Consider the following 16,900-nt stretch of genomic DNA (forward strand, 5'->3'; position numbering starts at 1 on the left):
GGACGGGCGGGAGGGCCGGGACGGCCTCAGCGGGACTGGCAGGACGGGCACCAGTACAGCCGTCGCCCGAGCAGCTCACGCACCTGCACGGTCGTCCCGCACAGCCGGCAGGGCAGGCCGTGACGTCGGTAGACGTAGTGGGCGTCGGAGCGGCGGGCGGGTCCGGTGCGCCGCTCGCGGTGCTCCCGCTCCGTCGTCACGATCCGACCGGCACGCACACCCGCACGCATGAGGCGCCCGAGGTCCTGCCACAGCGCCGTCCACGTCTCCTCCTGCACCTCGCGGCCGGGGACCTCCGGGTGCAGCCGTGCGCGGAACAGGACCTCCGCCCGGTAGACGTTCCCGACGCCCGCCACGACGGCCTGGTCCATGAGGAGCGCCGCGACGGACTGCCGCGAGCGTCGCACCCGCGTCAGGCCCGCGGCGGCGTCGGCGTCCGCCCGCAGCGGGTCCGGCCCCAGTCGGGCGACCAGCGCCGCCCGCCCCGTGTCGTCGAGCAGCTCGCACGCCGTCGGCCCGCGCAGCTCGGCCCAGCGCGGCTCCTCGGGCGGACCACCGAGCAGCCGCAGCCGCAGCGCTCCACGCGGTGCGGGCGGCTCGCCGTCGCCGAGCAGCCACTTGCCGTACAGCCCGAGGTGCACGTGCAGCCACCGGTCGGCGCCGGGCGGCGCGTCCACGCGGACGAGCAGGTGCTTGCCCCACGCCTCGGCGCGCACGACCACGAGCCCGTCGAGGGCGGCGGCCCCGGCCGCGAAGCGGCCCTGCGGGCTGTCGGCGCGGACGGGGTGCCCGCCGAACGCGGCGGTCAGCTGCCGGGCGTGCCGGTGGACGGTGTGGCCCTCGGGCACGGTCTAGAGGCGTCCGGCTCGGCGGGCGGGCGGTCCGGCCGGTCAGCGGTGCTCGGGGTGCCCGGCGGGCAGCGGCGGCAGCACACCGTCGGCCTCGAACGCCGCCACCTGGTCCAGCCGGCGCCGGTGGCGCGGGTCGCCGCTGAAGGGCTCGGCGAGGAACGCCGACACGATGCCCGTGGCCTCGTCGAGGCCGTGCATCCGGGCCCCGACCGCGACGACGTGCGCGTCGTTGTGCTGCCGGCCGAGCCGGGCGGTCTCCTCGCTCCACGCGAGCACCGCGCGCACGCCGGGCACCTTGTTGGCCGCGATCTGCTCGCCGTTGCCCGAGCCGCCGACCACCACGCCGAGGCTGCCCGGGTCCTCCCGGACGGCGAGGGCCGCGCGCAGGCAGAACGGCGGGTAGTCGTCGCTGGGGTCCAGGGCGACGGGCCCGTGGTCCACGACGTCGTGCCCGGCCTCGCGCAGCCGCTCGACGAGGTGCTGCTTGAGCTCGAAGCCGGCGTGGTCGGACCCCAGGTGGACGCGCACGGGTGGCATTGTGACCGACGTGCGCGTCGCCGGGGTGGACGGGGTGCGCGAGCGGTGGGTGGCGGTCGTCCTCGACGGCGTCCCCGGGCCCGGGGACGACCCCGGCCGGCCGGGCGGGGTCGAGGTGTCGTGGCGGGTCGGGGCCGCGGCGGACGTGCTCGGCCTGACCCACGAGGTGTCCGCCGTCGGCGTCGACGTCCCGGTCGGCCTCGTGCCGACGGGGCGCCGGGCCTGCGAGGGCGAGGCGCGGCGGCTGCTCGGGCGCGCCTCCTCCAGCGTCTTCGACACCGCGCCGCAGCCCGCCTTCGGTCTCGCGAGGCGCGAGGGGCCGCGCCCGGGCAACCGCGCCGCGGCGGAGGCGCTCGCCCGCGCCGCCGGGGGCACCGGCATCAGCACGCAGGCGTGGATGGTGGCGGCGAAGGTGCTCGAGGTGGAGGCGGCCGTCCGCACGCTCGGCGGGACCGGGGAGCGGGTCGTCGAGGTGCACCCCGAGACCGGCTTCGCCGTCCTCGCCTGGGCGAGCGGCGCAGCCCCGCCGCCGTCCAAGCGCTCGGCGCCCGGCGTCGCGGCGCGCGTCCGCCTGCTCGCCGGCGGCCTGCCGGGGCTCGACGTGCTCGACGTGCTCGAGGCGCTCGCCCGCGTGCCCGTGGGCGGGCGGGCCGCCGACCGCGTGCCGGTCGACGACGCGCTCGACGCGCTCGCGGCGGCGTGGAGCGCGGCGCGGCACGCCCGGGGCGGGGCGCGGGTGCTCGGCGCGGCCGACGCCGCGCGGGCCGTGTGGTCCGACGGCGCGCCAGCACCGGGACGGGCCGTCCTCGTGGTGTGAGGGCCGGACGCGGGGACCGGACGCCCGGAGCCCGCTCAGCCGGTCACTCGAAGGACGGCCCGGCGGTCCTCGTGCGCTTGATCTCGTAGAAGCCGGGGGTCCCGGCCACGAGGAGCGTGCCGTCCCACAGCCGGCCGGCGGCCTCGCCCTTGGGGGCGGGCGTCACGACGGGGCCGAAGAACGCCGTCCCCTCGAAGGCGACGACGGGCGTGCCGACGTCCTCGCCGACCAGACCGATGCCCTCGGCGTGGCTGCGGCGCAGCGCCTCGTCGTGGGCGTCGGTCGTGGCGGCGTCGGCGAGCTCCGGCGGCAGGCCCACCTCGGCGAGCGCCTCGGCGAGGACGGTCTCGAGGTCCGTGCGCCCGCCCGGGTGCACGCGGGTGCCGATCGCGTCGTACAGCGGCTTCACCACGTCGTCGCCGTGGGCCTGCTGCGCCGCGACGACGACCCGGACCGGTCCCCACGCCCGGTCCATGAGGTCCCGGTACTCCTGCGGCAGGTCCCGGCCCTCGTTGAGCACGGCGAGGCTCATCACGTGCCAGCGCACGCGCACGTCGCGCACCTGCTCGACCTCGCCCATCCAGCGGGACGTCATCCACGCCCACGGGCAGAGCGGGTCGAACCAGAAGTCGGCGACGGGCGTGTCGAGGGTGCTCGTGGTGTCTTCGCTCACGACCGGCGCAACGGAGGCGCCGCCGGAGCTGTTCCCGCCGCGCGACCCGGGGGGCGGGCGCGTCCCCGCGTGCCACTATGCGGTCCGTGCCGGGAACCAACCTGACCCGCGACGAGGCCCGGGCGCGAGCCGACCTCGTCGAGTCCCACAGCTACGACGTCGACCTCGGCCTGCACGACGGGCCGGAGACGTTCACCTCGCGCACGGTCGCGCGGTTCCGGCTGCGTGAGCCCGGCACGACGTGGCTGGACCTCGTGAGCGACCACGTGGAGTCCGTGGAGGTCCGTCACAGCGGCACGGGCGGGCAGACGTGGGCGCTGGACCCCGCGCACACCCACCACGAGTCGCGGCTGTGGCTGCGCGACCTGCCCGCCGGCGACGTCGAGGTGACGGTCGTCGCGCGCTGCCGGTACATGAACACCGGGGAGGGCCTGCACCGCTTCGTCGACCCGGTCGACAAGGAGGTGTACCTCTACACGCAGTTCGAGGTCGCCGACTCCCGCCGCGTCTTCGCGGTGTTCGAGCAGCCGGACCTCAAGGCGACGTTCGCGTTCACCGTGACGGCCCCCGACCACTGGCAGGTCGTGTCGGTCTCGCCCACGCCGTCGCCCGAGGCAGGCGCCGAGCGGACCGCGACGTGGCGCTTCGCGCCGACGCCGCGCCTGTCGTCGTACGTGACGGCCGTCGTCGCCGGCCCCTACCACGCGGTCCGTGACGAGCTGGTGAGCCGAGACGGGCGCACGGTCCCGCTCGGCGTCTTCTGCCGCGCCTCGCTCGCCCGCCACCTGGACGCCCACGAGGTCCTCGACACCACCCGGCGCGGCTTCGCGTACTACGAGGACGCCTTCGACCAGGCGTACCCGTTCGAGAAGTACGACCAGCTCTTCGTGCCGGAGTTCAACGCCGGCGCGATGGAGAACGCCGGCTGCGTGACCTTCACCGAGACCTACGTCTTCCGGTCCAAGACCGCGGAGGCCTACCACGAGCGCCGCGCCGTCACCGTGCTGCACGAGCTCGCCCACATGTGGTTCGGCGACCTCGTGACGATGCGCTGGTGGGACGACCTGTGGCTCAACGAGTCCTTCGCCGAGTTCGCCTCGACCCTGGCGACGGCGGAGGCCACCCGCTGGCAGCACGCGTGGACGACGTTCTCCGCGATGGAGAAGTCGTGGGCCTACCGCCAGGACCAGCTGCCGACGACGCACCCCGTGATCGCCGACATCCACGACCTCGAGGACGTCGAGGTCAACTTCGACGGCATCACGTACGCGAAGGGCGCGAGCGTCCTCAAGCAGCTCGTGGCCTGGGTGGGACGCGAGCAGTTCTTCGCGGGGCTGCGGCGCTACTTCCGCGCCCACGCGTGGCAGAACACGGTGTTCTCCGACCTGCTCGCCGAGCTGGCCGCGGCGAGCGGGCGCGACCTCGACGACTGGGTGCGGCGGTGGCTCCAGACCAGCGGCGTCAACACCCTGCGCGCCGACGTCCGCGAGGCCGACGACGGCACCCTCACCGGCGTCGCGCTCCTCCAGGAGGTGCCGGCGGAGCACCCGGTGCTCCGGCAGCACCGGGTCGCGGTCGGCTGCTACGACCTCGTCGACGGCCGGCTCGTGCGCACCCACCGCCTCGAGGTGGACGTGGACGGGGAGCGCACCGACGTGCCGGCCCTCGCCGGGCGCCCGCGTCCGGACCTGCTGCTCGTCAACGACGACGACCTCGCGTACGCGAAGGTCCGGCTCGACGAGCGCTCGCTCGCCACCGCGACCGGGCACCTGCAGGACCTGCCCGACGCCATGCCGCGCAGCATCGTGTGGGGCGCGGCGTGGGACATGCTGCGCGACGCCGAGGTGCCCGCCCGCACGTTCGCCGACCTCGTGCTCGGCAACGTGGCGGCGGAGACGGAGTCCTCGGTCGTCCTCACCCTCGTGCGCCAGCTGGGCTCCGCCGTGCGCCTTTACTGCGCGCCGGCGCACCGCGACGCGACGTGGGCACGGACAGCGGACGGGCTGTGGACGCTCGCGCAGCAGGCCGAGGCGGGCAGCGACACGCAGCTGCAGCTCGTGCGCGCGTGGTGCGGTCTCGTCCGCTCCCGCGCGCACGCCGCCGTCGCGCGCGGTCTGCTCGACGGCTCCGCGGAGCTGCCGGGTCTCGTGGTCGACACCGACCTGCGGTGGGACGTCGTCGCCGCCGTCGCGGGCGCGGACGCCGACGGCGACCTGCGCTCGGAGGACCTCGTCGAGGCCGAGCTCGCGCGCGACGACACCGCCTCCGGCCAGCGCGCCGCCGCTGCGGCGCTCGCGGGGCGCCCGTCGCCGCGCTCGAAGGAGGAGGCGTGGACGCGCGTGGTGTCCGGCGACCTGCCGAACGCCGTCCAGGCCGCCACCGTCGCCGGTTTCGGGCGCGTACCGGACCCGCAGCTGCTCGCGCCGTTCGTCGACCGCTACTTCGAGCAGCTGCTGCCGCAGTGGGGCAGCCGCACGAACGAGATGGCGCAGCAGTTCGTCACCGGCATGTACCCCCTGCCGCTCGTGGTGGACGACCTCGTCGCGCGCGGCGACGCGTGGCTCGCGGCCAACCCGGACGTGCCCTCGGGCCTGCGTCGCCTCGTCCTGGAGAACCGGGACGCGACGGCGCGGGCGCTGCGGGTGCAGGCGGTGGACGCCGCCTAGCTGCCCTTCCGCCGCGGCCCGCAGCGGCCCCTCGTGGCCGTCGCTCAGACGCCCTCGTCGAGCACGCGGGCGAGGCTCGCCGCGCGCGGCGAGCGGACGAGGTCCTCCACGAGGACGGGCTGACCGACGCCGTCGGCCATCGGCAGCCGCCAGTTCGGGTACTCCAGGTGCGTGCCCGGCTGGTTGATGGCCCGACGGTCACCGACCGCGTCCGGCAGCGCGACCCCGAGCATGATGCTGGGGGTCCACGTGAGCAGCCGGTGCAGCGCCTCCACGGTGTGCCGCTCCAGCGGGTCGTCGGGCAGCAGGCCGAGCTCGCGCAGCAGCGCGAGGTAGGCGGCCCGGTCGGCCTCGTCGGCGGCCCGCTCCTCCGCCGCCGGCCGGGTGAGCAGGCCGAGCCGCTCGCGCACGTCGATGTGCTCACCGGCGAGGTAGCCCGCGGTCGGCGGCAGGTCGTGCGTGGTGACGGTGGCCAGGCACAGCTCGCGCCAGCGCTGGGGGCGCAGCGGCGTGTTGTCGGAGTAGTCCTTCTCGAACCACAGGATCGACGTGCCGAGGATGCCGCGCTCCGCGAGGTACTCCCGCACCCACGGCTCGACGTTGCCGAGGTCCTCGCCGATGACGACGGCCCCGGCGCGGTGCGCCTCGAGCGCGAGCACGCCGATCATGGCCTCGTGGTCGAAGCGCACGTACGTGCCCTGGCCCGGACCCGCGCCGGCGGGGATCCACCACAGCCGGAACAGGCCGATGATGTGGTCGATGCGGATGCCGCCGCCGTGGCGCAGCACCGCACGGAGCATGTCGCGCAGCGGGGCGTACGCGCTCGCGGCGAGCGCGTCGGGGCGCCACGGGGGCTGCGACCAGTCCTGGCCCTGCTGGTTGAAGGCGTCCGGCGGGGCGCCGACGCTCACGCCGCGGGCCATGGAGTCCTGCAGCGCCCACGCGTCGGCGCCGTCCGGGTGCACCCCGACCGCCAGGTCGTGGACGATGCCGATGCCCATGCCGGCCTCCAGCGCGGCGCGCTGCACGGCGGCGAGCTGCTCGTCCATGAGCCACTGCAGCCAGCAGTGCAGCTCGACGCGCTCGGCCAGCTCCTCGCGCAGCTGCTCGACGGCCTCGGAGTCCGGGCGCCCGGCGTGCTCGGGCCAGCGCGGCGACGGCTCGCCGTAGAACTCGCGCAGCGCGCACCACGTGGCCCAGTCCACGAGGCCCTGGCCCTCGCGCTCGCGGAAGGCGAGGAACGACGCCTCGCGGGCCGGTGAGCGGGGCACCCGGAACACGCGCTCCAGCGCCGCGCTCTTGGCCTCCCACACGAGGTCGCGGTCGATGAGGACGTCGTCGCGGTTGAGCTCGCGCAGCTCCTCGGCGTGCCACTCGACGACGGCGCGGTCCGCGGCGGACAGGTACGCGGTCTCGCGCACGTCCTCCACCCGCAGGTACAGCGGGTTGACGAAGCGGCGGCTGGCGGGCAGGTACGGCGAGGCCTCCAGGGGCGGCACCGGGTCGGTGGCGTGCAGCGGGTTGAGCAGGACGAAGCCCGCGCCGTGCTCGCGGGCGGACCACGTCGCCACCTCGGTGAGGTCGGCGAGGTCGCCGAAGGCCCACGAGGCCTCCGAGCGCACCTGGAAGAGCATCGTCATGAAGCCCCACTGCCGGCGCTCGGCCATCGCCGCGGGCAGCTGGAGCCGCTGCGGGGACACGACGAGGGTGCCCTCCCCCTGCACCGGCTCCCCGGCCGCGCCCTCGGGCGGGGTGGACGTGAGGCGGAGCGTGTGCCAGCCGAGCGGCAGGTCCTCGGGCAGGACGAACGCCGACTCGCCGACCCGCCGCCCGTCGACGTCGCGGGGCGCCGCCTCGTGCGGCGCCTGCGCGAGGGGCCGGCGCCCGCCCGCCTCGAGGTCGACGACGAACTGTGCGTCCCAGCCGTCCGGGACGTGGACGAGCACCTGGGACTCCCGGCCCTCGCGCACCACCGTGCACGTGGGCACCGCGGCCCGCCACGGCCCGAGCTCGACGTCGCGCAACGCCCCCTGCAGCGCCTCGGGCGTGGCCGCGTCGACCTCGAGCGCCGCGAGCACGGCGAGCACGGTGTCGCGCGGCACCACCACGTGCCGGCCCTGCCAGTCGTGGTACTCCGTGGCGACCCCGTAGGCGTCCGCCAGCCGCGCGAGGTCCTCGTCCAGACCCTGCCCCTGCGCCGCGTCGTCCACGCCTGCTCCTCCTGGTGTCCGACGGCGTCCGGGCACGGCCGTCGTGCGTGGGCCGAGTCTCGCAGACGGGACCGCGCCGGACGACGCCGCACACGGCCGCCGGGACGCCCCGCCGCCGTGCCTAGGGTGTGGCGGGTGAGCAGCGAGCAGGCGCGACGACGCGCCGACGCCCCGTCAGGTGTGCCCGGCTCCTACCCGCCGGCCGGGCGCGACGACGTCGTCGAGGTCCTGCACGGGCACGAGGTGCCCGACCCGTACCGCTGGCTGGAGGACGCCGCGTCCGCCCGCACCGGGGAGTGGGCCGCGGCCCAGGACGCCCTGTTCGCCGCGCACGCCGCCACGTGGCCGGGCCGCGAGGTCGTCCGCGCGTCGCTGGCGCGCCTGCTCGCGACCGGCTCGGTCGGGGTGGCCGCACGCCGCCGCGCACCGGGCGGCGGCACCCGCGAGGTCCTCACCCGTCGTGAGCCCGACCAGGAGCACGCCGTGCTCCTCGTCCGCGAGCGCGCCGTGGACGGGACCGTCACCACCGAGCGGGTGCTCGTCGACCCGGTCCGCCGTGACCCGTCGGGCACGACGACCCTCGACGCGTGGTCGCTGTCCCGCGAGGGTGACCTGCTCGCCTACCAGCTGAGCGAGGGCGGGTCGGAGGAGAGCGTCCTGCGGGTGCTCGACGTCGTCTCCGGCGAGGACGTCGACGGCCCGCTGGACCGGGCGCGCTACTCCCCCGTCGCGTGGCTGCCCCGCCGCGAGGACGGGCCCGCGCGCTTCTACTACGTGCGCCGGCTGCCGCCGGAGGACCTGCCGGAGGACCAGCGGCAGTACCACCGGCGCGTGTACCTGCACACCGTCGGCGGCGCGGTGCCGGACGCCGAGGTGCTGGGCGACGGGCTCGACCTCACGAACTACTACGGCGTGGGGGTGTCGCACGACGGGCGCTGGGTCGTGGCGTCGGCGTCGGCCGGCACCGCGCCGCGGACCGACGTGTGGCTCGCGGACCTCGACGCGTCCGACGCGGCGGCACCCGCGTGGCGGCCCGTTGCGGTCGGTCTCGACGCCGAGCACGGCGTGTGGGTCGGTGCCGACGGGCGGCTCTACGTCCACACCGACCTCGACGCCCCCCGCGGCCGGCTGTGCGTCGCAGACCCCGGCGCCCCGGGCCCCGAGCACTGGGTCGACCTCGTCGCCGAGGACCCCACGGCGGTGCTCACCGACGTCGCCGTCCTCGACGACCCCGGCCTGCCGGAGCCCCGGCTGCTCGTGCAGCGCACGAGGCACGCCGTGACCGAGCTCGCCGTGCACCGCCTCTCCGACGGCGCGCACACGGCCGACGTCGCGCTGCCGGGCGTCGGCTCCGGCGGTGCGCTCGTGACCGCGCTGGAGGACCGCGACGCGGCGTGGTTCTCCTGGACCGACCACACGAGCCCCGCGCGCGTGCTCCGCCTCGACGGCCACGACCTCGCCCTCACCGAGTGGGAGGCCCCGCCGGGGAGCCCGCCACCCGGCCCGGCCGTCACCGCGCGGCACGTGGCGGTGACGAGCGCCGACGGCACGACGGTCCGCGCGCTCGTCCTCGCGCGCGGCGACCTCCTGGCGGCCGACGACACCCCGCGCGCCCCGCTCCCGACCGTGCTGTACGGCTACGGCGGCTTCGGCATCAGCCTGACGCCGGGCTGGTCCGCCTCGACGCTGGCGTGGGTGCGGGCCGGCGGGGTGTGGGTGGTCGCGAACCTGCGCGGCGGCGGGGAGGAGGGCGAGGACTGGCACCGGGCCGGCTACCGGGGCGCCAAGCAGCGCGTGTTCGAGGACCTCGAGGCCGTCGCGGACACGCTGGTCCGCGACGGCTGGACGACCCCGCAGCAGCTCGCGCTGCAGGGCGGCTCCAACGGCGGGCTGCTGGTCGGCGCGGCGCTGACCCGCCGCCCGGACGCCTACGCGGCCGTCGTGTGCTCGGCGCCGCTGCTCGACATGGTCCGCTACGAGAAGCACGGGCTCGGCGTCACCTGGAACGACGAGTACGGCACCGCCGAGGACCCCGAGGAGCTCGGCTGGCTGCTGGGGTACTCGCCCTACCACCGGGCGGTCGAGGCGCTCGGCACGGACGTCGCGTACCCCTCGACGCTGTTCACGGTGTTCGACGGCGACAGCCGCGTCGACCCGCTGCACGCGCGCAAGACCGCCGCCGCCATGCAGGCGGCGACGACGGGGGACCCGCGCACCCGCCCGGTCCTGCTGCGTCGCGAGCGCGACGTCGGTCACGGCGCCCGCTCGGTCAGCCGCACGCTCGGCCTGGCCACCGACACGCTGCTCTTCCTCGCCCACCACACCGGCCTCGACCGGTCGGCCGGCTGGTCGGCGGACCCGTCGGACGGCTGAGCCGGCCGGTGTGACGCAGGTCCCGCCGGAGGAGGTGGGCGGAGGGTGGGGGCCGCTCGCTAGCGTGGGGCGCGATGCCCCTCTCCCTGCCCCTCTCCCTACCCGTCCCTGCCCTCCTGGGGGTCTCCTCCCCCGAACCGAGTGCGCCCTCCTCCGGCGAGCCGCAGCCCACCCCGACCCAGACCGGGACCGTCGGGCAGGCCGTGCGCGAGGAGCCGTGCGGCACCGGCGACCTCACCCCGTGCGGCGTCATCCACCGCGTCACCGGTGACCTCGACCTGGCGCGCGACCTCGCGCCGGTCCTCGTCGTCGCGGGCTTCGTGCTCGCGGTGCTCGTCGTCGCGGTCGTGCTGCGGGCCGTCCTGCACCGCCTCATCAACCGCGCGGTGGACCGGGTGGTCGCCGACAACGAGAAGGAGAAGGCGGGTGGGCGGCGCCGCCGCGGCCGCCTCGACGTCTTCGAGCCCGTCGACACGATCGCCGCCGCGCGCAAGGTGCAGCGCGCGAAGGCGATCGCGTCGATACTGCGCGCCTCGGTCTCGGTCGTGGTCTGGACGGCCGCGGTCTTCGTCATCCTCCCCGAGCTCGGGGTCAACATCACCGGCCTCGTCGCCGGTGCCGGCATCGTCGGCATCGCCCTCGGCTTCGGCGCGCAGACGCTCGTGCAGGACTTCATCTCCGGCCTGTTCATGATCGCCGAGGACCAGTACGGGGTCGGCGACGTCATCGACATGGGCGAGGCGACGGGCACCGTCGAGGCGATCGGCCTGCGCGTCACGCGGCTGCGTGCCGTCGACGGCACCGTCTGGCACGTGCGCAACGGCGAGGTGGTCCGCGTCGGCAACATGAGCCAGGGCTGGTCGCGGGCGGTGCTCGACGTCGACGTCGCCTACGGCGAGGACCTCACGCAGGTCATGGAGACCCTCAAGGAGCTCGGTCACCAGCTGCGGGAGGACCCCGACTGGGGGCCCAAGCTGCTCGACGAGCCCGAGGTGTGGGGCGTCGAGGCGCTCGCGGCCGACGGCATCACCGTCCGCATGATCCTCAAGACGGTGCCGCTGGAGCAGTGGGTCGTCGCCCGCGAGATGCGCCGGCGCGTCAAGTACCGCTTCGACACCCTCGGCATCGAGATCCCCTTCCCCCAGCGCACGATCTGGATGCGGACGGAGGGGCCGGGCTCGGAGGACTCCGAGCCGGAGGCGGACACCGTCGGCGCTCGCGAGGCGTCCGCGACCGATGCCGCCGCGCCCCGCCGCCAGCCCCGTGGGACGGGGGCCGTGCCGGTCGACGGCAGCGACATCCCGCCCGCGCCCCAGAGCACGCGCGGCGAGCGCCACGTCGCCTCCGAGGACGCTCCCGACCCGGCCCGGGGCGAGCCGTTCAGCGCGTCCGACGACCCTGCCCCCCGTCCTGCGGAGGAGCCGGCCGCGAGCGAGCCGGCGGGTGACCCGGGGGGACCCGGCTCCCGCCGCCCCTGACCCGCGCGCCGCGACGTCCGCCGTGAGCCACGGCGCCGGCCCGGGTGCGGGGCGGGCCGGGCGCGCAGAGACTGGGGCGATGCCCGACGCCCCCCTCGTCCTCGTCACGGGCGCCACCGGCTACATCGGCGGGCGGCTCGTCCCCGCGCTGCTGCGAGCCGGGTACCGCGTCCGCACGCTCACACGCCACCCCGAGCGGCTCGCCGGACGCGACTGGAGCGGTGACATCGAGGTCGTGCGGGGTGACGCGACCGACCCCCACGCGGTCCGCGAGGCGCTGCGCGGGGTCGCGGTCGCGTACTACCTCATCCACTCCCTCGCCTCCGGGCGCCGCTTCGAGCGGCTCGACCGGACGGCCGCCCGGGTCTTCGCGCGGGTCGCGCGGGAGGAGCACGTCGGGCGCATCGTCTACCTCGGAGGGCTCTACCCGGAGGGTGAGGACCTGTCGCCGCACCTGCAGTCCCGTCGCGAGGTCGGCGAGGTCTTCCTCGACTCGGGCGTGCCGACGGCCGTGCTGCGCGCCGCCGTCATCCTCGGCTCCGGCTCGGCGTCCTTCGAGATGCTCCGCTACCTCACCGAGCGCCTGCCCGTCATGGTCGCGCCCCGGTGGCTCAGGAACCGCATCCAGCCCATCGCGATCCGCGACGTGCTGCGCTACCTCGTGGGCGTGGCCTCGCTGCCGCCGGACGTCAACCGCAGCTTCGACATCGGCGGGCCGGACGTCCTCACGTACCGCGACATGATGCAGCGCTACGCCGCCGTCGCGGGGCTCAGCCGCCGCGTCATCATGCCGGTCAACGTGCTGTCGCCGCGGCTCAGCTCGCACTGGGTCGGCATCGTGACCCCGGTGCCGCACCGCATCGCCAAGCCGCTGGTCGCGAGCCTCGTCCACGAGGTCGTCGTCAAGGACGACGACATCCGCGACTACGTGCCGGACCCCCCGGAGGGCCGCATCGGCTTCGACCGGGCCGTCGAGCTCGCCCTGCAGCGCATCAAGGAGGCCGCGGTCCTCACGCGCTGGTCCTCGGCGAGCCTGCCCGGGACCGCGAGCGACCCGCTGCCCGGCGACCCGACGTGGGCGGGCGGCTCGCTGTACGTCGACGAGCGGACCACGCCGGTGCGTGCGTCGCCCGCGAGCCTGTGGTCGGTGATCCAGGGCATCGGCGGGGAGAACGGCTGGTACTCGTGGCCGCTCGCGTGGTCCGTGCGCGGCTGGCTCGACCGCTTCTCCGGCGGGCCCGGGCTCACGCGCGGCCGGCGCGACCCGGCCCGGGTGGCCGTCGGCGACGCCCTGGACTGGTGGCGCGTGGAGGACGTGCAGGAGCTCCGGCTGCTGCGGCTGCGCGCCGAGATGAAGGTGCCGGGCCTGGCGTGGCTGGAGCTGTGGGTCGAGCAGGACCCGGTCGGCCGCACGCTGTTCCGGCAGCGCGCGCTGTTCCACCCGCGCGGCCTGCTCGGTCACGCGTACTGGGCGTCGGTCGCGCCGTTCCACGCGTTCGTCTTCGGCGGCATGCAAGCGAACGTCGCGCTCGCGGCGGAGCGCCGCGAGCGCGAGGGCGGTGCCGGGCCGGAGCGAGGTGGGGCGTCGGGGCCCGCGGCTCAGTCCGACGCGACGAGCCAGAGCGCCGCGTAGGGCGGCAGGTGCAGCGGCTCGTCGCCGTCGACGTGGACCTGCCGGTCGGCGACGTGGTCGTGCGCGTGCGCGACCCCGTGCGCGTGCAGGTACTCCCCCGGCACCTCGACGTGCTGCTCGGTGACGTTGTACAGCGCGAGGACCGGGCCGAGCGGGTGCCGGCGCAGCAGCGCGAGGACGCCCGGGTGCGGTGGGTCGGGTACCTCCGTGGGCACCGCGGCGTGCAGGTGCGGCAGCCCGGCGCGGGCCCGGGCCAGCCGCGCGAGGCCGGTGAACACGCGACCGGCGACCGTCGTGGGGTCGTGGCGCGAGGCGACGTGCTCGCCGTCGGCGTTCATGGTCCACGGCAGGCGCGGTCGGTGCGCCCACCGGTTGTCACCCGCGTGGCCGGGCTCCTCGGCCCAGCCGCGGTCGTCACGCAGCCCGAGCTCGTCACCGGACCACACGACGGGCACGCCGCCGAAGCCCATGACGACGGCGTGCGCGAGGAGCACCCGGGCGACGGCCTCGTCGAGCGCGTGGGCACGTACCGGGCCCTCCGGCTGCTCCGACGCCGCCTCGATGCCGGCGAGCGAGGCCGCGGTGCCGGAGATGCGGCGGTCGCCGGTCTCCGAGTTGTGCTGGAACACGAGCCCCCGCCCGAACGAGCCGGGGAACGCCCCGGAGTAGAAGTCGGCGAGGAACGCCCGGTGGGCCCAGCCGTCGAGGCCGACCGCCCGCGCGTCGCCGTCGTCGACCGCCCAGCCGATGTCGTCGTGGCAGCGCACGTACGTGATCCACGCCGTCGTGGACGGCACGGGCGGGAACTGCCGCAGCGCGTGGACCGTGAGGCGGACGTCGCGGCTCGCGAGCATCGACCACACCTGCACCATGAGGCTGTTGTGGTACGCGAGGTCGCTCACCTTGCCGTGGTGGCGGCCCGTGCCCAGGTACGGCACGAGGTCGCGGGGCCCGACGATGGCCTCGGCCTTGAGCGCCGCGGCCGGCGCGACGACCCGCAGCGCGGCGCGCAGCGCCTGGGTGAGTGCGTGCACCTCCGGCTCGTTCTGGCACGAGGTGCCGAGCCGCTTCCACAGGAAGGCGATGGCGTCGAGACGGAGCACGTCGGCGCCGAGGTTGACGAGGTGGCACACCACCTCGAGGTACTCCACGAACACGTCGGGGTTCGACCAGTCGACGTCCCACTGCCAGGAGTTGAAGGTCGTCCACACCCAGCCGTCGAGCTCGTCGTCCCACGTGAAGCTGCCCGGGGCGAAGTCGGGGAACACCTCCGGCAGGGTGCGCTCGTAGGCGTCCGGGCCGGACCGGTCGGGGAAGACGCGGAAGTAGCGGCGGTAGCGCTCCTCCCCCGCCCTCGCGCGTCGCGCCCACTCGTGCTCGCGGGCCACGTGGTTGAGGACGAGGTCGACGCACAGGCTCATGCCCCGCTCGTGCAGGGCGTCGGCGAGGTCGGCGAGGTCGTCGTTGGTGCCGAGGTCGGGGCGCACGGTCCGGTAGTCGGCCACGGCGTAGCCGCCGTCGTTGTCGCCGGGTCGCGGCTGCAGGAGCGGCAGCAGGTGCAGGTACGTGACGCCGAGCTCCTCGAGGTAGCCCAGACGGTCCCGGACCCCGGCGAGGTCGCCCGCGAAGCGCTCGGTGTAGGCCGCGTAGCCGAGCACGTCCGGCTGCTGGAACCAGTCCGGGCGCAGCAGGCGCCGCTGGTCCAGCACGCGCAGCGCCGGGCGGCGCGCGGCGTGGGCGGCGCGCAGCGCCCGCTCGACCCGCCCGAGCAGCGGCTCGACCTCGTCGGCGGCGTACACCGCCCGCAGCCCGTCGCGCACGTCGTCGGCGTAGCGCTCCCAGCGCAGCTCGAACAGCTCGTCGGCGAGCGGGTCGTGGACCCGGGCCGGGGCGGGGACGGCGGCGGGGTCGGGAACGGCGGCGGGGTCGGGCACGGTCGGCGACGCTACGACGTCGTGGGCGACGGCGGCCAGCCGTCCGCGTCCGGGACCTCGCTCGGCGCGTACCAGCCGAGCGCGAGGTCCTCCAGCCGCGCGAGGGCCGCCTCCTCGTCCCCCTCCACGGCCAGGCGCAGCGCGTCCCGCACCGACGGCTCGTCGGCGGCGTCGTCCGCGAGCACAGCCGCCACGCGGGCCCACGGCACGTCCGCGGCCAGGCGCACGGCCGCCGGGTGAGCAGGCCCCTCCGCGGACGCGCCGGGGCCGTCGGCCTGCGCGTCGAGGCCGGTGGTGACGGGCACGTCGACGGCGAGGACCGCGCGCCGAGGAGCGGCGCCGCCCGGGCCGTCGGGGCCGTCGGTGTCGTCGGTGCCGTCGGTCGCCGCGAGCAGCAGCAGCGAGGCGTCCGCCGCGGCCGCGGCGGCGGCGTCGTGCAGGTCGTCGAGGGCGTCCTCCCCCGCCGCGGCCGGGTGCGGCAGGCCGAGCGCGTCGGCGAGGGCGTCGGTCGCGGCGTAGCCCTCGGCGCCGGCACGCAGCCCGCCGGCCGCACGGAGCGCCGGCAGCGCGTCCCACGTCGTGGGCACGTACACCCGCACCGGCTGCGGCCGGCCGCCGCCGCCCACCGGCCCGCCGCTCACCGGACCGCCGGCACGGGCGGGTCCGCGGGCAGCCCGAGCGGCTCGGGGTCGGTGAGGGCCTCCGCCGACGTGCGCAGCGAGGTCCGCAGCACGCGCAGCCGGTGCTGGGGGTCCATGACGTTGGTGCCGAGGACGGCGAGGTCCTCCGCCGAGGGGCCGAGCACCGTCACCTCGGTCCCGGCGGCGTGGGCGGCGCGCACCTCCCGCAGGCAGCGGGCGGTGGTCGCCTCGCGCCACTGCCGGTCGACGATCTGGGCGAAGGTGCGGGGCCGGTCGGGGGCGAAGCACACCATGGGTGCCACCACGACCACCTCGTCGAGGTGGTCCGCCGCGACGAGGTCGACGTTCGTGCTCGACCACGTGCCGCCGTCGACGTAGCGGTGCTCGCCGATGGTCACCGGCGCGTACCAGCCCGGGATCGCGCACGAGGCCATGACCGCGTCCGCCAGTCGCGCCCCGCGCACCGTGTGGCGACGGTGCCGGTCCGCCTCCGGCTGGTCGGTCGGGCCGGCGAACACGGTCCGGTGCCCGGTGTCGTAGTCGAGGGCGACCGCGCGGACCCCGCGCCGGGGCACCCAGTCCCGCCCGCCGAGCAGACCGTCCACGGTCTCCCCGATGCGGGCGGGCGAGCCGCGCCCCTCCGGGACGAGCGCGGAGAACAGCGCGGCCGGTGGCACGCGCCGCAGCCGCCGCACGTTGCCCACGACGAGGCCCGGCGAGCCCGGCCGGTGCCCGGGGCGTGGCGGGTGCGCGCCGCCGGAGTCGACGTCGTAGTCCCACGCGAGCCCGGCCATCGGCCCCTGCCGCACCCGCCGGCCCTCCTGGTGCGCGCACCAGTCCGCGACGGACGCGCCCGCGCCGAGCAGCGCGGCGGCGAACGCGCCGACCGAGGTGCCGATGATGACGTCGGCGTCACGGCAGTCCCGCCCCGACGCGGCCTCGTACGCGCTGAGCGCCCCGGCCATCCACGCGCCGCCCAGCACGCCCCCGCCGCCGAGGACGAGCCCCCACGAGTGCCCGCCGCGGGCCCGCCGGAGCGCCCTGCGCGGGGCGCGACGGGCCGCCGCGGCGCCGTCCCGCGCGCCCG

The 16,900-nt window shown here is 76.5% G+C and carries 12 protein-coding genes; 5 read left to right on the plus strand and 7 right to left on the minus strand.

Going from position 1 to position 16,900, the window contains the following annotated elements:
• Nucleotides 1-26: 26 nt before the first annotated feature.
• Nucleotides 27-848: an Fpg/Nei family DNA glycosylase gene (locus tag WAA21_RS15400; RefSeq protein ID WP_336923714.1), complete on the minus strand. Its 822-nt coding sequence runs from the start codon at nt 846-848 to the stop codon at nt 27-29.
• Nucleotides 849-890: 42 nt separating this feature from the next.
• Entirely contained in the window at nt 891-1,379 is a 489-nt protein-coding gene (locus tag WAA21_RS15405) for a ribose-5-phosphate isomerase (RefSeq protein WP_336923715.1), read from the minus strand.
• 10 nt (nt 1,380-1,389) lie between these two features.
• Between WAA21_RS15405 and WAA21_RS15410 the strand changes: the two genes are divergently transcribed.
• Nucleotides 1,390-2,205, plus strand: a complete 816-nt coding sequence (locus WAA21_RS15410) for a DUF429 domain-containing protein (protein WP_336923716.1) — start codon at nt 1,390-1,392, stop codon at nt 2,203-2,205.
• 43 nt (nt 2,206-2,248) lie between these two features.
• Here WAA21_RS15410 and WAA21_RS15415 read toward each other — a convergent pair whose 3' ends face one another.
• On the minus strand, nt 2,249-2,878 hold the full coding sequence (locus WAA21_RS15415) for a mycothiol-dependent nitroreductase Rv2466c family protein (protein WP_336923717.1): 630 nt from the start codon (nt 2,876-2,878) through the stop codon (nt 2,249-2,251).
• A gap of 86 nt (nt 2,879-2,964) precedes the next feature.
• Between WAA21_RS15415 and pepN the strand changes: the two genes are divergently transcribed.
• Nucleotides 2,965-5,544, plus strand: coding sequence for an aminopeptidase N (pepN, locus tag WAA21_RS15420; protein ID WP_336923718.1), 2,580 nt, complete (start codon nt 2,965-2,967; stop codon nt 5,542-5,544).
• Nucleotides 5,545-5,588: 44 nt separating this feature from the next.
• Here pepN and malQ read toward each other — a convergent pair whose 3' ends face one another.
• Nucleotides 5,589-7,754, minus strand: coding sequence for a 4-alpha-glucanotransferase (gene malQ / locus WAA21_RS15425; RefSeq protein WP_336923719.1), 2,166 nt, complete (start codon nt 7,752-7,754; stop codon nt 5,589-5,591).
• A 135-nt stretch (nt 7,755-7,889) separates the two neighbouring features.
• On the opposite strand from malQ, the gene WAA21_RS15430 reads away from it, so the two are divergent.
• The 3 genes from WAA21_RS15430 to WAA21_RS15440 all read left to right on the plus strand — a co-directional run bounded on the left by WAA21_RS15430 (nt 7,890) and on the right by WAA21_RS15440 (nt 13,238).
• On the plus strand, nt 7,890-10,127 hold the full coding sequence (locus tag WAA21_RS15430) for a prolyl oligopeptidase family serine peptidase (protein WP_336923720.1): 2,238 nt from the start codon (nt 7,890-7,892) through the stop codon (nt 10,125-10,127).
• 74 nt (nt 10,128-10,201) lie between these two features.
• Nucleotides 10,202-11,605 carry a mechanosensitive ion channel family protein gene (locus tag WAA21_RS15435; protein ID WP_336923721.1) on the plus strand — a complete coding sequence of 468 codons (1,404 nt, stop codon included), beginning with the start codon at nt 10,202-10,204 and terminating at the stop codon, nt 11,603-11,605.
• A 79-nt stretch (nt 11,606-11,684) separates the two neighbouring features.
• On the plus strand, nt 11,685-13,238 hold the full coding sequence (locus tag WAA21_RS15440; RefSeq protein WP_336923722.1) for an SDR family oxidoreductase: 1,554 nt from the start codon (nt 11,685-11,687) through the stop codon (nt 13,236-13,238).
• Here the strand turns inward: WAA21_RS15440 and WAA21_RS15445 are convergent.
• The 3 genes from WAA21_RS15445 to WAA21_RS15455 form a co-directional block, all read right to left on the minus strand.
• A complete protein-coding gene (locus WAA21_RS15445; protein WP_336923723.1) occupies nt 13,205-15,172 on the minus strand; it encodes an alpha-amylase family protein in 1,968 nt (655 codons plus the stop codon). The genes WAA21_RS15440 and WAA21_RS15445 overlap by 34 nt on opposite strands.
• Before the next feature lie 11 nt (nt 15,173-15,183).
• A complete protein-coding gene (locus tag WAA21_RS15450; protein ID WP_336923724.1) occupies nt 15,184-15,813 on the minus strand; it encodes a DUF6912 family protein in 630 nt (209 codons plus the stop codon).
• Nucleotides 15,810-16,900: patatin-like phospholipase family protein (locus WAA21_RS15455; protein WP_336923725.1), on the minus strand; the 1,091-nt coding region annotated here is incomplete at its 5' end. The genes WAA21_RS15455 and WAA21_RS15450, both read right to left, overlap by 4 nt.

The organism is Aquipuribacter sp. SD81 (assembly GCF_037153975.1).
Lineage (GTDB): Bacteria > Actinomycetota > Actinomycetes > Actinomycetales > JBBAYJ01 > Aquipuribacter.

Excerpts from the sequence above, each read along its gene's own strand:
- WAA21_RS15440 (WP_336923722.1), top strand. The coding sequence starts at position 11,685 with ATGCCCGACGCCCCCCTCGTCCTCGTCACGGGCGCCACCGGCTACATC.
- WAA21_RS15435 (WP_336923721.1), top strand. The coding sequence starts at position 10,202 with ATGCCCCTCTCCCTGCCCCTCTCCCTACCCGTCCCTGCCCTCCTGGGG.